This window comes from Haloarchaeobius baliensis (assembly GCF_052060055.1).
Lineage (GTDB): Archaea > Halobacteriota > Halobacteria > Halobacteriales > Natrialbaceae > Haloarchaeobius > Haloarchaeobius baliensis.
Genome location: NZ_JBPPFR010000004.1, coordinates 102,824 through 118,992, shown reverse-complemented (window position 1 = coordinate 118,992; position 16,169 = coordinate 102,824). Strand labels below are relative to the sequence as shown.

Here is a 16,169-nt window from a genome sequence, read left to right as displayed (position 1 = left end):
TCAGAGCACCTCCGTCTCGGCGATGCCGTTCTCGGTCACGATCTTGACCCGGGTCGGTTCGCTGGTGACGCCGGTCACCTCGAACTGGAGCTGCTCGCCCGGCACCCAGATGGTTCGTCCAGCATCGCCCGCGACGCGGGTCGTCGCGCCGGTCACGTAGGTCCCGTCCACCAGCAGGTCCGTGCCCTCGACCGAGAGCGTCGTCGATCCCGCGTTGGTGACGTTCACGACGAGCGTGTCGGTCGACGCGTTGTAGCTGACGGCGGTCACGTTCGTCGCGGTGTTCGCCTGGTCGAGCGAGCGGTCCTCGCGGGCCTCGGTCGCCTCCGTCACCCGTTCGTTCGCGGTCTCCATCACGGGGTAGACGGTGCTCAGGCAGACGAGCAGTCCGACGAACAGGATGGCGACCGAGCCACTCGTGCTGAATCCCATGGTTACAGTCCGGTGTCGTCCATCGTCTGCTGGATGGCCTCGAGTTTCATGATGTACTCGTAGCTCTCTGCGTGGTCCTCCGCGTTCAGCTCGTTCGGGTCGCGGCTCGGGTCGACGGTCATGTCGAGGTCGGGCCCGGAGAGTGCGTCCTCGAGCTGTGCCTTCACATCGGACGAGATCCACCCGATCTCCTCGTAGTACGCGATGGCCCGCAGCGTCGCGGCCGGCCCGGCACTCGTCACGAGGTCGGTCAGCCACTCGAACACGAGGATGTCGGTCGCGTACGTGTCGGCGAGCCTCGGGAGGGTGGCGTCCGAGCGTGGCTCGCGCCTGCCACCCCGGGATTCCCTCGCCGCCCGCTCGGGCGAGCGCGACTCCTCCGCTGCTTCGCTCATCTGTGCTGCCTCGTCCGATAGTGGTTCGACCTCCAGTCTGGTGTCGTCTGCATTGTCATCCTCCTGTTCCTGGACGGCCTGCTGGCCGTCGTCGCCGACCGCCCGCATCTCGCGCTCGTCGTCGGACTCGTTCTCCGCCTTCAGGTCGTCGAACGAGACGGCCTCCTCGTCGCCCGGCTCGGTCGCCTCGACGACGACCTCGTTGTCCGCGAGGTCGTCCTCGGCCGGCTCGTCCTCGTCGGCCGTCTCGGCCTCGACCTCCTCGGCGGGTGGCATCTCGCCCGTCGCGCCGTCGAGGTCCGGTTCGCCGCCGAGGCCGAACCCGTCGACGTCGTCGTCCATCTGGGTGCGGCTCCCGCCCTCGACGAACGGGTTCGCGCTGGCGGTCAGCTGGTCGTAGATGCCGAGCAGCTGTCGGACCGTCCCGTTGACGTCCTCGACGCGCTCGGCGACCTCCTCCTGGGAGCTCTGTATCGACTCGATCTGCGAGTTGCTGCGTTCCAGGTCCTCCTGCATCGAGTCGATCCGGTGTTCGAGGTTCTCGACCTGTTCCTCCTGGTCCAGGTCCTCGAGCGGGACGTCGAAGCTGGGGTCGGGCGACGTCTCCTCCTCCTCGGTCTCCTCCTCGGCCTCGGAGCTGCCCCCGCTCTGGGGTCCCTCCGAGCTGAGGAAGTCAGCGAGTACGTCTCGAAGCCCCATTGGTGTCCCTCTCGGTGTAGACTCGTGCACGTACGGCGCGGTCGCTCCCGCTGTCGGGGGCGGACAGGCCGACGGTCGCTGTACTCCCAGCAGTCACTGCTACTTCGTAGGACGGATGTCGGTATATTGGTACGGACGCCTTCGCTGGCCGAGTCGGCCCGCGTATCGAGCCCTGAGTCGACGGTCGAAACAGACCCTGAGCGCATACAGGTCTTGATAGTCGTGACTCTCGTTGTCTGCTCCGGGGACCACTCCCCACGCTGTGATGCGAGGAATCGGCTCACCCCACGACGGGGAACGACGTTGGCGGCGGTCGGCAGCAGACGCCTCTCTCTGGATCGCGTCGCGCCGACCCCCGGCTGGCCCGGCTGGGCCACGCGTAGCTGGTCGTGTCCGCGAGGGCGCGAGTGAGCTGCTCGCACGGGGTGAATTACCGATGAACGTAACGGAACCACAAGATGAAGACCGCGGGCAGGTCGGCATCGGGACCTTGATCATCTTTATCGCGATGGTCCTGGTCGCGGCTGTCGCAGCTGGCGTGCTCATCAACACGGCAGGCATGCTGGAAGCGAAGGCGTCGGACACGAGTACCGACGCACAGTCACAGGTCTCTAATCACATCGTCGCTGTCAGCGCGACCGGCGAGGTGAACGCCAATGGCACCGGCGTCAACAAGGTAAACCTCACCTTGATGCAGGCAGCCGGTGCCGGCGATATTGACCTGAGCAAGGCGTCGTTCGAATGGGTCTCGGACTCGGCAGCGGTCACGTTGTCGTCCGACGACTCCGCAGTCTCGCTCATCAACATGAGCGGCGACTCGAACACGACGCTGAACGACCGATCCGACCGCATCCGCGTCTCCATCAACGTCACCGATCCGCAAGTCGAAGGAACGTACCTTCCCGAGGGCGAACAGGCGATGCTCCAGATCGTCGATCAGTCCGGGGCGAAGACGCTGTATGGCATCAACGTCCCGCAATCGATCTCCGACGAGCAGTACGTCGTCGTCTGATGGGAGGAACCGGTGCCCCTCCCGGGGCACACATCAAACAATGAACGAACGCACGAAGCACACGGACGAACGCGCCGACGGCATCCTCTCGCCAGAGGAGCTGACCCCTGACGAGGACCACTGCAAGGACCTCGGTGACGGTCGGTTCGTCGTCTCGGCGAGCGATGGTCCGTCTGCGGGATCGCACGGCGGTCAGACCCGACTTCCGGACGTCGACCCGGCACGCGCCGGGCTGGCGACCGACGGGTCCGGTGGCCCACCGCGGGCCGCCGTGTCCGCCGACGCGCTAGCGAACACGGACGAGCGATACGGCGTCGACATCGCGGTGAAGACCGACGACGGCGTCGCCCACGAGGAGATCCGCTCGAACGACGTGCGCGAGGTGTTCACGTCGCTGCTGACGTGGTACGCCGACGAGCTCGACGACGAGCTGGACACCGAGGAGACGCTCCGGATACTGCTGGACGCGTCGCCGCTGGAAGTCTAGTCACGGAAATGGTAGTTCTGCGGGACTCTACGACACGGCGTAGCAGTGCTGTTGGTGAATTGAACGTTAAAGAACCGAGCGACTGCGATACGATAACCGGTTCATTTCCCGCGCCGTATCGAGTCGTGAGTCGAGGGCCGTAACGGCACTCGAAACCATACAGGCCTTGATAGTAGTAGGTACCATTGGACCATTCGGGGCGCATCCCCACGTAAACCAATGATAGTGGACGTAACAGAGAACGACGAACGCGGTCAGGTGGGCATCGGCACCCTGATAATCTTCATTGCCATGGTGCTCGTCGCCGCAGTGGCGGCCGGCGTGTTGATCAACACGGCCGGGCTGCTCGAGTCCACGGCGTCCGACACGGGCGCGGACTCGCAGGCACAGGTTTCCAACCAGATCGATGTCGTGACGGCAGTCGGTCACAACACCGACAGCGACAGCGCGGTCGAGTCGCTTAACTTCACGGTCAAGAAGTCCGCGGGTGCGAGTAATATCGACCTCGCCGACGCGACCATCGAGTATCAATCGGACACGGCGACGCAGACGCTCACGCAGAACGCTTCCACGTCGGGGACCGAGTTCTCCGTCACCTCGATCAAGGGTGATGGTAACCTCGTTCTGTCCAACACGAGCGAGCGTGTGCAGGTCACCATCGACGTGACCGCTGTCGACAGCCAGCTGGACGAGGGAGCGGAGGCGACCGTTCGCTTCGTCGACCAGTCCGGCGCGACGACCATCTACGGCGTCAACGTGCCCGACAGCATCGCCGGTGAGACGTTCGTGGAGGTCTAATCCATGTTCGCAGACATCACCGAGAACGACGGCGACCGCGGTCAGGTCGGTATCGGCACGCTGATCATCTTCATCGCGATGGTGCTCGTCGCGGCAGTCGCCGCGGGCGTGCTCATCAACACGGCCGGCCTGCTGGAGTCCACCGCCTCCGACACGGGCCAGGATTCCCAGTCCCAGGTGTCCAACCAGATTACCGTGGTCAGCGCATCCGGTAGCGTCGACGCGAACGATAGCGTGGACTACCTCAACTTCACGGTCATGAAGTCCGCCGGCTCCGGCGACCTCGACCTGGAGGACGCGACCATCGAGTACACCAGTGAGGACATCTCCGAGACGCTGACGTTCGCGGCCTCGTACGGCAGCGGTAACTTCATCGTCGCCGACACGACCGCGCCCGGGACGGCACTCGCCGCCGGGAGCAACCAGACCGTCCTCGCGAACACGTCCGACCGGGTCATCGTCGGCCTCAACCTCGGCGCACTCGGCGACCCGCTCGAAGAGGGCGAGGAAGCGACGGTCCGCTTCGTCGACCAGTCCGGTGCGACGACCGTGTACGGCGTCAACGTGCCGGACACGATCTCCGACCAGGACTACGTGGCGGTCTAAGCGACGACGCTGAGACTTCCCACCTCAGCCTCGTCGACTCCGAGTAACGTCTGCGGGCGTATCCCCTCCGGTCCACCATCCGGACCGGGGATGCGCCGGTGACATCGACCGGAGACGAGGACCGCTCGACGCGTCCCTCACGGGATGCGCTCGTAGACTCGCCCGGAACGGTACAGCTCGACGAACATCCCAACGAAGGATACGAGGCGTCTCCCGACGCATCGATCCAGGCAACACGATCCGACGTCGGCGGCAACCGGCCGCCGGGGTCACCCCACGTGGTGTATCCCACACCGCGAGGCAACGCGGATTCGGCTGCGAGCCCGCCCCGACCTTCCCACTCGGGGCGACTCGCGTGCTTTTTATCGGTCGAGACGGTATCCCGACCATGAGCGACTCACGCCGCGAGACCTTTCTGGCGGGCGAACTGCCCGAGGACATCGCACTCTACCTGGCCGACAGCTTCGTCGACGACCTCGGCCGGCTCGAGAAGTACGGCGAGCGCGTCGCCGACGGCATCGTCGTCGTGGTCGACGGCGACAGCGGCCGGAACGCGTTCACCGCCGCGACCGGCGCCGACGCGATGAACTTCGCGAAGGAGGCGATGGGCACCGAGGGCGTCATCGCACCGAACCTCACCGCCGGCGACTGTCCGGAGTGCGACGACGGCCACGTCGAGTACGTGTTCGCCTTCGCCGAGGAGCAGAACGAGGAGGTCGGCGGCCTCTACGAGGAGGGCGACGTCATCCACGCCTACGCCCGCTGCTCCTGCGGCGCGGCGTACAGCCAGAAGTGGGTCGCCGGCTCCCGGTAGATGCCCACCGTCGTCGCCGTCGGCAGCGCGCTGCTCGACCGCATCTACCCCGTCACCAACCTGCCGGAGCCCGACGGCGGCGCGTTCGCCCGCGACGAACGACTCGCGGCCGGCGGCGTCGCAGCCAACGTCGCCACCGCCTGCAGCCGGCTCGGGCGTGACGCCGGCGTCGTCAGCCGCGTCGGCAGGGACGACGACGGCGACCGGATTCTCGACTCCCTGGCTGCCGAAGATATCGACGCCAGCCACGTCGCCCGCGGCGACGAGCGCTCCAGCTACGCGATGATACTCCGCGACGACGACGGCCGACGGATGATAATCGCGGGTGGCGAGAGCATTCCCAAGTTGCGGCTTGACGATGCCGCGCTGGAGTACTGCCGCGACGCCGACGTAGTGTTCACCAGCGCCTACGCGCCGGACCAGGTCGTCTCCCGACTCGTCGCGGCGGCGCGGGCGGACGACACCTTCCCGCCCATCGTCTTCGATCTGGCCGGGCCGCTGGCGGAGCTGGAGGACCGCGGAACCGAGCCCGCGACCATCGACGACCTGCTCCCCGTGGTGGACTGCTTCGTGTCGAGCGAGGTGCCCCTGCGCTCCTATCTCGGCTGCGACGGGCGCGAGGCGGCCGCGGAACTGCGCGAGCGCGGGGTCACGCGGGCCGCGCTGACGCGCGGCGAGGACGGTGCGCTGCTGCTCGACGGCGACGACGTGGTGGCGGTGCCCGCGTTTCGGGTCGACGCCGTGGATACGACCGGTGCCGGCGACGCCTTCTCGGCGGGGCTCGTGGATGCGTGGATTCTCGACGGGAAATCGGCGGCGGAGGCGGGGCGGTTCGCCGCTGCTGTTGCGGCGGAGAACTGTCTTGGTGAAGGTGCGCGTGGTGGGTTGCCGGGGCGGGACGTAGTCGTGGAGCGACTGTAGCCGGTTCTGTGTTCCATGTCGGTGCCCAGATTAAATATCTCTGGAATCACGATCAGGGACATCGAACAGAGTAGTCATTATTTACACACCAAATTAAAATTAATAAATAAACTTTAATACGAATGTTATATACATATTGTATTTGGAAGATGGTGTGTGGTACGAAATAGAAGAAGTCTGATTAAAGGAATCGTCGGTTCCAGTGCTCTTGGCAGTATTGCATCAGTTTCCGGTGCAAAGCCTGGCGATAGTAGCGATGAGCCGGAGGAACCATCGCTACCTATTGTTGTCCGAGACGGAAGGGTCGATCTCTTGGTCACAAGGAGGGGAGAGGAACTGAACACTCAGGACGTTATTAATCAGGTCGAAACTCACAGCCGTGGTGGTGAAAACCCTGAGGAACAGCTCAGAGAGTCTATTAGAGCTTCCATTCGAGACGAGGGGTCAATCACTGGAGAAGACGCAGCCTATCTCCTAGCGAGGGCTGTGGAGAGAATCAATGATTTCATCGATGAAGGTTACCTCGAAATCACGAATGAATCTGGTCCTGCCGAATTAGAAACGACAGAGCAATTCGAACGAGAAGTCGAGCCTGGTCAGAACAGCAACGGTGACGCCGGTACTTCCGGCTGCGGGGAAACGAAATACGAGTTCCACGGCCCCAGTGGAATCTTTGACCCGTATCTCAAACACCACATGTACACCAACGATGAGGATACTGAGGAGCTGAAATATCGTCTCACACAAGGAAACATAGGCCAAGGCGCTCTCGCCTCGATCTTGGGTGTTACTACTGGGGGTTCGCTTGCCATCGCCGCCATAATCATGGCGGCCTCTGGCCGTTTGTTAGTCACTGAATATGAACACCACAACGAAGGGTGTGGAGTTATAACCAAAATTAAGCATATCCCTGCAGCACCAACTATCCCGATCGCACAGCTAGATTACGATGTCGACATCGAGACGCAATAAGGTACATCAATAATACTCCACCATGGACTCTGATAGAGTTGGATACACGATCGGGGAAATAGTCGCGTTTTTCATGATGGGGATTACATTCTACGAGTATCGTTACGTCGATCCGAGCCTGATGAACGCGGCTATGGTCGTCTTGTTCGGATTCACGGGCGCCGTCTTCGCCGCGCGGTCGCTCGAACTTCTCTGAACGTCGGGCGTCCACCCGTCGAAACCCCTCGGCGGGCGGCCATCACCCCGTCCTCGGGTACCGGGCCCAACCGGAACCAACTTATCAGAAAAAGGATTGCTGTGCGTATGGACTCCGCGTTCGGTGACACCCTCCTCAAGTTCGCGATCGTACTGGGACTCGTCGCGGTCACGGCGGCGAACCTGTCTCTCAGCGGAATCGCCGGGGGAGCAATGATGGCCGGCTTCCTCCTCGGACTGTTCGGCGTCGCGTTGGAGCTGAACGACGCGGTGTCGGTGTGACTCTGGACTGTACTACTCGACTATCCGGGGCGGCTCGCGGTCGCCCGTCGTATTATCATCGGGCTCGATTCCCGTCTCCCGAAGCTCCTCCTCGCTTGGTTCGTTCCCCGCTTCTCCACGATGAAGCGCGACCGCATCGTCGAGGTTCTCCAGTGCCTCGGTTCGGGAATCGCCCTGCGTAGTCACGCCAGTCTCGACGTCTTTGGCGATCCACCAGCCGTCCTCGCGCCACAGACGGATCTCGTCGTCGTGCGCGTCGCCGTCCCGCGTCGAACTGGCCATCACCGAGAGTTTGGCCATTTTGCGGGATAAACGTTCGGCCGAGTTCGGAGTCGACGGCCTACACCGTCACCGGATACGTCAGCGAGAACTCCCAGGTGAACTCGACGAGGCCATCGTCCGGTATCTGGAACTCGCTCTCGAAGGTGTACTCGCCCGAAGCGACACAGCCACGGGGACTGTTGACGAGCACCGAGTACGTGTTCGTGAACGTCTCGTCCCGGTCCAAAATAACCTTGAAGCCGCTGTTCGGTGGACTGTAGGGGATGTCGATTCGGTTCCAGCACTCCCCTCGCCGAGAGTCCGGGACGACGGTGGCCTCGTGGTCCCCGTTCTCGTCGATGATGGCCGTATCGTGACGGTCGTGTGGTGCCAGGAGCAATCCCTCCGGTTCGGGTCCGTCACCGACGAACTCCGACGACAGCGGTGCGGAGCCGATGAAGTTCAGGTCCCGGGGTCGGCCCTCGTTCGTGACGCTGATCTCTATCTCCGCCGGGTGCTCCGAAGTCGCCTCGCGCAGCGTCTCGACGTGGAAGGAGACGTTCGCGTCGGCGATGGAATCCGGCGGCTCGGCGGTCGTCGTCGGTTCCGCGGTCGGTGTCGCGGTCGGCGTTGCCGTCGTCTCGGTGGGCGTTGTGGTCGTGGCGCTCGTCGTCTCGGCTTCTGTCTCCGAACCATCCAGTGCGGAACATCCCGGGAGCGCGACCAGTCCGAAGGTGGCGAGGAGCCGACGGCGGTCCATGGTTGCCGTTCTCACTAACGGGGTAAGTGTCTTGTTCCGAGAACGAAGTCGCGACCGTTACCGCTCCGTCTCCACGCCCTCGTCGTCGTCCTCGGGCTCCAGGTTCCGGAAGCCGTCGAGGATGACCTGCTTCGCGGTCGCGCCGCGGGTGGTCCAGTGGTGGGCGTAGTCGAGCATGTCGCCGTAGATGTCGGGCTTGCAGCCGGCCGCCTTGGGGTGGCCGCCGCCGTTGACCTGCGCGGCGACCTCGTGGCAGCGCTCGAACGCGTCGGTGCCGCGGATGCTGGCGGAGCCGGCGGGCTTGACGACGACGCTGGCGTCGGCACCCTGTTCGCGGAACGCCTCGGCGACCTCGTTCTGGGAGCAGCGGCCGTAGGTGACGCCGACGCTCCAGCCGTTGACCTCCCGGATCTCGCCGCGGTCGACGGCCTTCTCGATGAGTGCCTCCTTCTCGACGCGGCGGTCGGCGAGCAGCTCCTGGGCCTCGGGCGGGAGGTCCGCGCCGCCCTGTGAGATGATGTCGACGTACTCGTCGGGTTCGAGCCAGTACGCGAGGTCGGCGAGGTCGTCGGAGCGCTCGTCCTCGCGCAGCCAGAGGTCGTGGTCGCGGGTGACCGCGGCGAGGTCGACCCACTGCTCGTCGAACTCGTAGTCGAGCGAGCGCACGGCCACGTCGGCGGTGCACTCCGTTTCGCCGTCGCCGACGACGAGGTCGACGCCAGCGTCGCGGACCGCTTCCTCGACCTCGGGGTCCCACTGGTGGTGGTCGAACCAGCGCACGCTGTCGGCGGTCTCGAGCAGCATGTCCAGTTCCTCCTCGACGTACTCGAACCTGTCCGGGCAGAGGTCGCAGACGAATACGTCCAGTCCGGGCTCGCCGAACTCCGCGACCAGCTCCATGCCCTCCTCCAGGTTGTGTGGCCCCGCCGGCACGAGTCCGGCCTCGCCGAAGGCCTCCCGCAGCAGCGCGACGCAGGCCAGCCCGTCGGCGTCGGGGTCGGCCACGACGGCCACCGACTTCCCCTCCAGCGCCGACATCGCCTCGCGCTCGCGTCGCTCGTCGTCGACCTCGTCGGGTACGAAGAAGCCGGTGCCCGGCAGGACGGATTTCCGGGCCAGCGGCATGTCCTCGTCAGCGATGAGTTCCTCGTCCATAGCGGGAGAAGTGGCGGGAGCGGGAAGAAGCCGCCGGTTCCCCGGCGCGTCGCGACCCTGTGGTGGAGTCGCACGCCGGCGGTACCTTTTCGGTCCACGCTCCCGGCCGTGCTGGCATGGACGTCCCCGACGGCTGGACCACCGACACCGTCCACGCGAACGACATCGACCTCCAGTACCACCGCACGGGCGACGGCCCGTCGCTCGTCGTCGCCCACGGCTTCTACGAGAACGCGCGCTGTCGAATCCCCCTCATCGAGGACCTCGCGGCGTCGTTCGACGTGGTCGCCTACGACGCCCGGGGGCACGGCGGCTCCGACGGTCCGGACTGGGGCTACGGCATCGACGACCGCGTGGCGGACCTCGTCGGGCTGGTCGAGGCGCTGGAACTCGATGACCCCGTCCTGGTCGGCCACTCCGCCGGCGGCTCGACGGTCGCCTGGACGGCAGCCCGGCACCCCCAGCTCCCCAGCGCCGTCGTGCTGGAGGACCCGGACGCCTGGCGTGGCGAGCCCGACATGAGTCCCGAGGAGATGGCGGAGTTCGTCCGCGAGCGCGTGGCGGGGTTGGCGGAGCAGTCGGTCGAGGAGATCGCCGCCGAGCACGACGAGCTGAGCGACGAGCGGGCGCGCCGGGTGGCCGTGGCGAACTCGGAGTGCGACCCGAACATCGCGGGCTTCGCGGCCGCCGGGTTCGAGCAGACCCCCGAGGCGTTCCCGGACATCGAAGCGCCGACGCTGGTGCTGAAGCGGGACACCGACCCGGAGGAGCGAGCGGCGGACCTGGAGATTGCGGATGCGTTGCCCGATGGCCGACTCGTCCACGTGCCCGGTGCCGGCCATCACGTCTTCTGGGACGCACACGACGCGGCCTGGGCGGAGCTCCGGGCGTTCCTGTACCGGGTCGAGGACTGACCGCCTACGCCTCCTGCAGCTGCCGCACCGTCAGCACGGGGCTCTCGCAGGTGCGGACGACGCGCTCGGCGACGCTCCCGATGAGGAACCGGTTCTCGCCGTGTCTCCCCCGCGTGCCGGTCGCGACCACGTCGGCGTCGACCTCGCGGGCGAACGCACAGATCTCCGCGGCGGGGCGGCCCTCGCGGATGGCGGTCTGCACCGGCAGGTCCGTGCCCGCGGCGACGTCCTCCAGCGCCTCCTCCGCGCTCTCCTCCAGGGCCTCGCGGAACTGGTCGCGCACGGACTCCGGCGACGACTCCACCTCGCTCGCGTCGATCACGTACAGCGCGTGGACCGTCGCGTCGAACCGCTCGGACAGGTCGAGGGCGACCGAGACCGCGCGTTTCACGCTCTCGGAGCCGTCGGTGGCGATGACGACGGTGTCGAACATACGCGTGGATTTTCCGGCAGGCGGCATAAATCTGCGGACCTCTTGATGGTCGGGTGGCACTGGCGTTCGCAGGGGGACGGGTTGACCGCGCGGGATGGTTCGGCAGTCGTGGGACGTGCTGGTCTCGACAACAGCCAGAAAGTCCCGTCTGTCGTTGGAACTGCTTGCAACTCGAACAGCCAGAAAGCCCCGAGGCGCTCGGCTCCCGGGACCCGACTGCGCTCCTCGTACCTGCGGTGCTTGTCGGGTCCGGGTTCGCCGAGCGCCTCGTCCCTTTCAGTCCGCCCCACCGCGACCGCACCGCACCTCACGCCTCCCCAGCCGATTGCGGTGCTCGCTGGCGCTGCGCTCCTCATCCCTCGCACGGATGGCTCGCGGCCTCCGGCACGCTCGCCAGGGTGAGAGCAAGCTCTCACTGGCCATCGGAATCGCAAGCGATTCCGAGACAGCCGCGCGCCATCCGGATGGTCGAATATCGTCGCCGGTGTTCACTCCCGCTGCAACCGCTCCTGCCACTCCTGCACGCGCTGCATCAGTTCGACGGGGGAGGTGTGGTCCACGTCGATGTCGTCCAGTTCGTCGAGGATGGCCTCGGTCTCGGGGTCGAGTGCGGGGTCGGGCGCCGGCTCTCGGCCGCCGTCGGCGGTGGTCATCGTCCCGCTGTCGAGGTCGAAGACGACCTGCTTCGTGCCGTCGCCGTCGCCGCCGCTGCCGCGGGCCTCGATGGCCTTCTCCTGCCTGAGCCGGTCGAGGACGTCGCGGGCGCGGTCGACGACCGGGCCGGGGACGCCGGCGAGGTCGGCGACGTGGATGCCGTAGGAGCGGTCGGTCGGGCCCTCCCGAACGGTGCGGAGGAAGGTCACGTCGCCGTCGCGCTCGTCGGCCGCGACGTGGACGTTCTGCACCCGTTCGAGGTGCTCCGCGAGCCCGGTCAGCTCGTGGTAGTGCGTCGCGAAGAGGGTCTTCGCGCGGATCTCGTTGTGCAGGTACTCGACGGCGGCCCAGGCGATGGAGATGCCGTCGTAGGTGGCGGTCCCCCGCCCCACTTCGTCCAGGATGACGAGCGAGTCCTCGGTGGCGGAGTGGAGGATGTTCGAGAGCTCCTGCATCTCGACCATGAAGGTGGAGCGGCCCTGTGCGAGCTCGTCCAGCGCGCCGACCCGGGTGTAGATGCCGTCGACGAGGCCGACCGTGGCCTCCCGGGCGGGCACGAAGCTGCCGACCTGCGCGAGCAGGACGATGAGCGCCGTCTGGCGCATGTACGTCGACTTCCCGCTCATGTTAGGCCCCGTCACGACGGTGAACGTGCGCTCGTCGTCCATGTGGCAGTCGTTCGGGACGAACTCGACGGTCTGCTCGACGACGGGGTGGCGACCCGCCGTGACATCGAGCCCGCTCCCCTCGGTCAGCTCGGGCCGGGTCCAGTCGTTCGAGACGGCGTGGGTCGCGAGGCTCGCGAGCACGTCCACCTCGGCGACGGTGCGGCCCACGTCCTGCAGGAGCTCGGCGCGGGCGGCGACCCGGTCGCGGAGTTCGGCGAACAGCCGGGCCTCCAGCTCGCCGCGTCGCTCCTCCAGCCGGAACAGCTCGCGCTCCTTCGCGGCGAGTTCGTCGGTCCGGAAGCGCTTCGAGTTCTTCAGCGTCTTCACGTGCTCGAAGTGCTCGGGGACGCCGTCGGCGGCCGATTTTCCGACCTGCACGTAGTAGCCGTCGGTCTTGTTCCGGTCGACGGTGACGTGGCTGAGGCCGTGCTCCCGTTTCACCCGGTCCGCCAGCTCGTCGAAGTACGCCTGTGCGGCCTCGTGCTGTTCTCGAAGCTCGTCGAGCTCGTCGTCGTAGCCGGGCTGGAACAGCCCGCCCTGCGTCGTCGTTTTCGGCGGCTCCTCGACGAGCGCGTCCGCGAGCTCCGCGCGGAGGTCGGCGGCGGTCTCGCGGTCGGGCCGCGAGAGGATGTCCGGGAGCGGCGAGTCCGCGAGCTGGGGCGACGCATCGACCGCCTCGACGAGTTCCGGGAGCACGCCGAGCGTATCCCGCACCCGGAGCAGGTCCGTCGCGTCCGCACTGCCGCCGACCGCCCGCGATGCCAGGCGTTCGAGGTCGTACGCCGCGTCGAGAATCTCGCGGACCTCCTCGCGGCCGAGCGCGCCGGCGGCGAAGGCGGCGACGCTCGCCTGTCGCTCCGCGAGGGTGTCGCGGTCGCGTCGCGGGCGCTGGAGCCACTCCTTCAGCAGTCGACCGCCCGGGCTGGTGACGGTGTGGTCGACCGTCGCGAAGAGGCTGCCCGAGCGGTCGCCGTGCATCGTCTCCGTGAGCTCGAGGTTGCGCTGGGTCGTCGCGTCCAGTTCGACGTGCTCGCCGCCGTGGTAGGGCTGCACGCGGGTCATCGACGCCAGCACGCCCGTCCCCGTCTCGCCGACGTAGGCGAGGACGGCGCCCGCGGCGCGCACCCCGAGCTCGCCCACGCCCAGCGTCGCGAACGTCTCGTCGCCGAACTGCCCGCGGGCGACGTGGTTCGCCTTCCCGGGGGCGAACGACTCGGCGTCGGGCAGCGAGAGCCGCGCGCCGGTGCGCTCCTCGATGCGGTCGCAGAGATCGCCGTCGTCCCGCACGTCGGGGCCGGGCAGCACCTCCACGGGGCTGAACCGGTAGAGCTCGGTGAGCGCGGCGTCGGTTCCGTCGACCGTCGTCACGTGGAACCGGCCCGTCGTCACGTCGGCGAACGCGAGCCCGAAGCTGGCCTGCTCACCCTCGCCCTCCCGCACGACGGCGGCGAGGTACTGTGCGTCCACGCCGGCCACGTCGAGCAGCGTCCCGGGCGTCACCACGCGCTCTACCTCGCGGTGGATGTCGCCGTCATCCTCGTGTTGCTCTGCGACGGCGACCGTGTAGCCGCGCTCGACCAGCGCCTTGAGGTACGGCGTGAGGTCGTCGACGGGCACGCCCGCCATCGGGTACGACGAGCCGTGGCTCGACTTCTGGCTCACCTTCAGGTCCAGCTCGTCGGCGACCAGCTCGGCGTCGTCCGCGAAGAACTCGTAGAAGTCACCGCACTGCATCGCGAGCACGTCGGCTGCCGTCTCCTCCTTGAGCCCCAGGAACTCCCCGACGATGCCCGTCGCCTCTGTCATGGCAGGTAGTGGTCGGGAGACGGAGTAAAACCCTGCGGGTTCGGCGTCGCGGGGCGGCGACTGCCGAAGCCCTTTAGCCACCTCCGCGAGGAGCGGGTGGTATGGCCAGCGACCCGAACCGACTCGTCCGCGCACTCGCCAACGCCGTCGTCGCGTTCGGCATCACCACCGGTCTGGGGGTGCTGTTGGCCGTCCCGGTCGACGTGGCGCTCCTGCAGGGCGGTGCGGTGGCGGTCGCGATCGTTCTCGGCACCTTCGCCGTCGCGTCGTTGGGGTTCTGACCGTCGCTGGCCCAGCCGGCACCGTCGCCGCTGACCAAAGCTAGTTCACGATTCCGCCCGAATCCGCAGCCAACATGCCGACGCCGGAACTCCCCGCAGACCCGCCGACGGACCGCGCGTTCGCCGAGGAACTGGACGAGCAGGACCCGCTCGCCTCGCTCCGGGACCGGTTCTACATCCCCGACGGCGACCGCTACATGGACGGGAACTCGCTGGGGCTCATGTCGAAGGACGCCGAGGCGGCGCTCGCCCGGGTCGTCGACGAGTGGCGCGACCTCGCCATCCGGGGCTGGGGCGAGGCCGACCCGGACTGGTTCCACTACCCGGAGCGGCTCGGCGACCGGCTCGCCCCGCTCGTCGGCGCGAAGGAGTCCGAAGTGGTCGTCGGCAACTCGACGACGGTGAACATCCACACACTCGTCGGGACGATGCTGGACGCCTACGGCGCGGAGACCATCCTCGTGGACGACCTCGACTTCCCGACGGACCACTACGCCATCCGGGCGCAGCTCCGCCAGCGGGGGCTCGACCCCGCGGAGCACCTCGTCGTCGCCGAGAGCAGCGACGGGCGGACCGTGACCGTCGAGGATGTCGAGGCCGCACTCGCCGAGAACGACGTCGACATCGTCTTCCTCCCGACGGTCCTGTATCGGTCGGGCCAGCTCCTCGACGTCGAGGCCATCGCCGACCTCGCCCGCGAGCACGGCGCGCTGTTCGGCGTCGACGCGGCCCACAGCATCGGCGCGGTGCGACACGAGTTCGACGCGAACGGCGTCGACTTCGCGGTCTGGTGCACGTACAAGTACCTCAACGGCGGCCCCGGCGCCATCGCGGGGCTGTACGTCAGCGAGGAGCACTTCGGCTCGCCGCCCGCGCTCGCGGGCTGGTGGGGCAACGACAAGGGGACGATGTTCGAGATGCGGACGACGTACGACCAGGCGCCGGACGCCGGCGCGTGGCAGGTCGGCACGCCGCCGCTGCTCGCCGCCGCGCCGCTCGACGGCTCGCTCGACGTGGTCGAGGACGCGGGTATCGACGCGCTCCGGGAGAAGTCGGTCGCACTGACGGAGTACCTCGTCCACCTCACCGACGCACGGCTCGCCGAGCACGGGTTCGAGGTGGGGACGCCGCGAGAACCCGACCGACGGGGCGGCCACGTCGCGCTCGAACACCCCGAGGGGTACCGCATCAGCGAGGCGCTGCGCGACCGCGGCATCGTCGTGGACTATCGGCCACCGAACGTGATCCGGGTTGCGCCGTCGCCGTACTACGTCACCTTCGCGGAGGTCTGGTCCGTGGTCGACGACCTCGTGCAGATCGCCGAAGACGCGGTCTACGAGCGGTACGAACGCGAGGCCGACGGGGTGACGTAGTCCGGGAGGACGTGGCTACACCGCGCCAGGGCGTCGGCTCTCCGCCTCCGACTCGCCACCCGCCGCCTCGGCGATCTTCACGGCGAGCCACGCGACCAGGATGATGGGTGCGAGCGGGAGCAAGATGAGCGCGAGCAGCGCCGCCATGGTGAACCCGATGGCGCTCATCGGTGCGTTCGGGTGCATTCCCTTGCTCTCGCTGAGGGTGCTCTTGATAGCGGTTGACATGGCAGTACCCTCTACGTCGTGTA

The 16,169-nt window shown here is 67.0% G+C and carries 20 protein-coding genes; 12 read left to right on the top strand and 8 right to left on the bottom strand.

All coding sequences use genetic code 11. From position 1 onward, the window contains the following. Both arlF and ACSG06_RS20940 read right to left on the bottom strand, forming a co-directional pair. A complete protein-coding gene (arlF, locus tag ACSG06_RS20945; RefSeq protein ID WP_440992234.1) occupies positions 1 to 432 on the bottom strand; it encodes an archaellum stator protein ArlF in 432 nt (143 codons plus the stop codon). A gap of 2 nt (positions 433 to 434) precedes the next feature. After that, complete coding sequence (locus ACSG06_RS20940; protein ID WP_440992233.1) at positions 435 to 1,526, bottom strand: FlaD/FlaE family flagellar protein; 1,092 nt, start codon at positions 1,524 to 1,526, stop codon at positions 435 to 437. Positions 1,527 to 1,962: 436 nt separating this feature from the next. Between ACSG06_RS20940 and ACSG06_RS20935 the strand changes: the two genes are divergently transcribed. The 9 genes from ACSG06_RS20935 (at position 1,963) to ACSG06_RS20895 (ending at position 7,613) form a co-directional block, all read left to right on the top strand. Beyond that, complete coding sequence (locus ACSG06_RS20935; protein WP_440992232.1) at positions 1,963 to 2,538, top strand: flagellin; 576 nt, start codon at positions 1,963 to 1,965, stop codon at positions 2,536 to 2,538. A gap of 40 nt (positions 2,539 to 2,578) precedes the next feature. Continuing rightward, the gene (locus tag ACSG06_RS20930; RefSeq protein WP_440992231.1) at positions 2,579 to 3,025 is read left to right on the top strand and encodes a DUF7500 family protein; all 447 of its coding nucleotides are present in this window, start codon (positions 2,579 to 2,581) and stop codon (positions 3,023 to 3,025) included. A 219-nt stretch (positions 3,026 to 3,244) separates the two neighbouring features. After that, positions 3,245 to 3,823, top strand: a complete 579-nt coding sequence (locus tag ACSG06_RS20925; RefSeq protein ID WP_440992230.1) for a flagellin — start codon at positions 3,245 to 3,247, stop codon at positions 3,821 to 3,823. 3 nt (positions 3,824 to 3,826) lie between these two features. Next, positions 3,827 to 4,429 (top strand): flagellin, encoded by a 603-nt coding sequence (locus ACSG06_RS20920; protein ID WP_440992229.1) that lies wholly within the window; start codon positions 3,827 to 3,829, stop codon positions 4,427 to 4,429. A gap of 388 nt (positions 4,430 to 4,817) precedes the next feature. Then, a complete protein-coding gene (locus ACSG06_RS20915; RefSeq protein ID WP_440992228.1) occupies positions 4,818 to 5,243 on the top strand; it encodes a DUF5807 family protein in 426 nt (141 codons plus the stop codon). Beyond that, on the top strand, positions 5,244 to 6,164 hold the full coding sequence (locus tag ACSG06_RS20910; protein ID WP_440992227.1) for a carbohydrate kinase family protein: 921 nt from the start codon (positions 5,244 to 5,246) through the stop codon (positions 6,162 to 6,164). It begins immediately after the preceding gene. 156 nt (positions 6,165 to 6,320) lie between these two features. Next, entirely contained in the window at positions 6,321 to 7,136 is an 816-nt protein-coding gene (locus tag ACSG06_RS20905; protein ID WP_440992226.1) for a hypothetical protein, read from the top strand. Between the two features lie 22 nt (positions 7,137 to 7,158). Further along, a complete protein-coding gene (locus tag ACSG06_RS20900; protein ID WP_440992225.1) occupies positions 7,159 to 7,332 on the top strand; it encodes a hypothetical protein in 174 nt (57 codons plus the stop codon). Positions 7,333 to 7,439: 107 nt separating this feature from the next. After that, positions 7,440 to 7,613 (top strand): hypothetical protein, encoded by a 174-nt coding sequence (locus tag ACSG06_RS20895; protein WP_440992224.1) that lies wholly within the window; start codon positions 7,440 to 7,442, stop codon positions 7,611 to 7,613. 12 nt (positions 7,614 to 7,625) lie between these two features. Here the strand turns inward: ACSG06_RS20895 and ACSG06_RS20890 are convergent, their stop codons facing one another. The 3 genes from ACSG06_RS20890 to ACSG06_RS20880 are packed head-to-tail and all read right to left on the bottom strand — an operon-like array spanning position 7,626 to position 9,789. Next, a complete protein-coding gene (locus tag ACSG06_RS20890) occupies positions 7,626 to 7,895 on the bottom strand; it encodes a type II toxin-antitoxin system HicB family antitoxin (protein WP_440992223.1) in 270 nt (89 codons plus the stop codon). Between the two features lie 58 nt (positions 7,896 to 7,953). Continuing rightward, the gene (locus tag ACSG06_RS20885; protein ID WP_440992222.1) at positions 7,954 to 8,634 is read right to left on the bottom strand and encodes a hypothetical protein; all 681 of its coding nucleotides are present in this window, start codon (positions 8,632 to 8,634) and stop codon (positions 7,954 to 7,956) included. Positions 8,635 to 8,691: 57 nt separating this feature from the next. After that, the gene (locus ACSG06_RS20880) at positions 8,692 to 9,789 is read right to left on the bottom strand and encodes a DHH family phosphoesterase (RefSeq protein WP_440992221.1); all 1,098 of its coding nucleotides are present in this window, start codon (positions 9,787 to 9,789) and stop codon (positions 8,692 to 8,694) included. 116 nt (positions 9,790 to 9,905) lie between these two features. On the opposite strand from ACSG06_RS20880, the gene ACSG06_RS20875 reads away from it, so the two are divergent. Next, entirely contained in the window at positions 9,906 to 10,703 is a 798-nt protein-coding gene (locus ACSG06_RS20875; protein ID WP_440992220.1) for an alpha/beta fold hydrolase, read from the top strand. Positions 10,704 to 10,707: 4 nt separating this feature from the next. On the opposite strand, the gene ACSG06_RS20870 is transcribed toward ACSG06_RS20875, so the two are convergent. Both ACSG06_RS20870 and mutS read right to left on the bottom strand, forming a co-directional pair. After that, positions 10,708 to 11,136: a universal stress protein gene (locus ACSG06_RS20870; protein WP_440992219.1), complete on the bottom strand. Its 429-nt coding sequence runs from the start codon at positions 11,134 to 11,136 to the stop codon at positions 10,708 to 10,710. Positions 11,137 to 11,624: 488 nt separating this feature from the next. Then, positions 11,625 to 14,264, bottom strand: coding sequence for a DNA mismatch repair protein MutS (gene mutS / locus ACSG06_RS20865; protein WP_440992218.1), 2,640 nt, complete (start codon positions 14,262 to 14,264; stop codon positions 11,625 to 11,627). A gap of 101 nt (positions 14,265 to 14,365) precedes the next feature. Between mutS and ACSG06_RS20860 the strand changes: the two genes are divergently transcribed. Further along, the gene (locus ACSG06_RS20860; protein WP_440992217.1) at positions 14,366 to 14,545 is read left to right on the top strand and encodes a hypothetical protein; all 180 of its coding nucleotides are present in this window, start codon (positions 14,366 to 14,368) and stop codon (positions 14,543 to 14,545) included. 74 nt (positions 14,546 to 14,619) lie between these two features. Then, positions 14,620 to 15,918, top strand: a complete 1,299-nt coding sequence (gene kynU / locus ACSG06_RS20855) for a kynureninase (RefSeq protein ID WP_440992216.1) — start codon at positions 14,620 to 14,622, stop codon at positions 15,916 to 15,918. 15 nt (positions 15,919 to 15,933) lie between these two features. On the opposite strand, the gene ACSG06_RS20850 is transcribed toward kynU, so the two are convergent. Further along, on the bottom strand, positions 15,934 to 16,146 hold the full coding sequence (locus ACSG06_RS20850; protein WP_440992215.1) for a DUF7535 family protein: 213 nt from the start codon (positions 16,144 to 16,146) through the stop codon (positions 15,934 to 15,936). Positions 16,147 to 16,169: the final 23 nt, after the last annotated feature.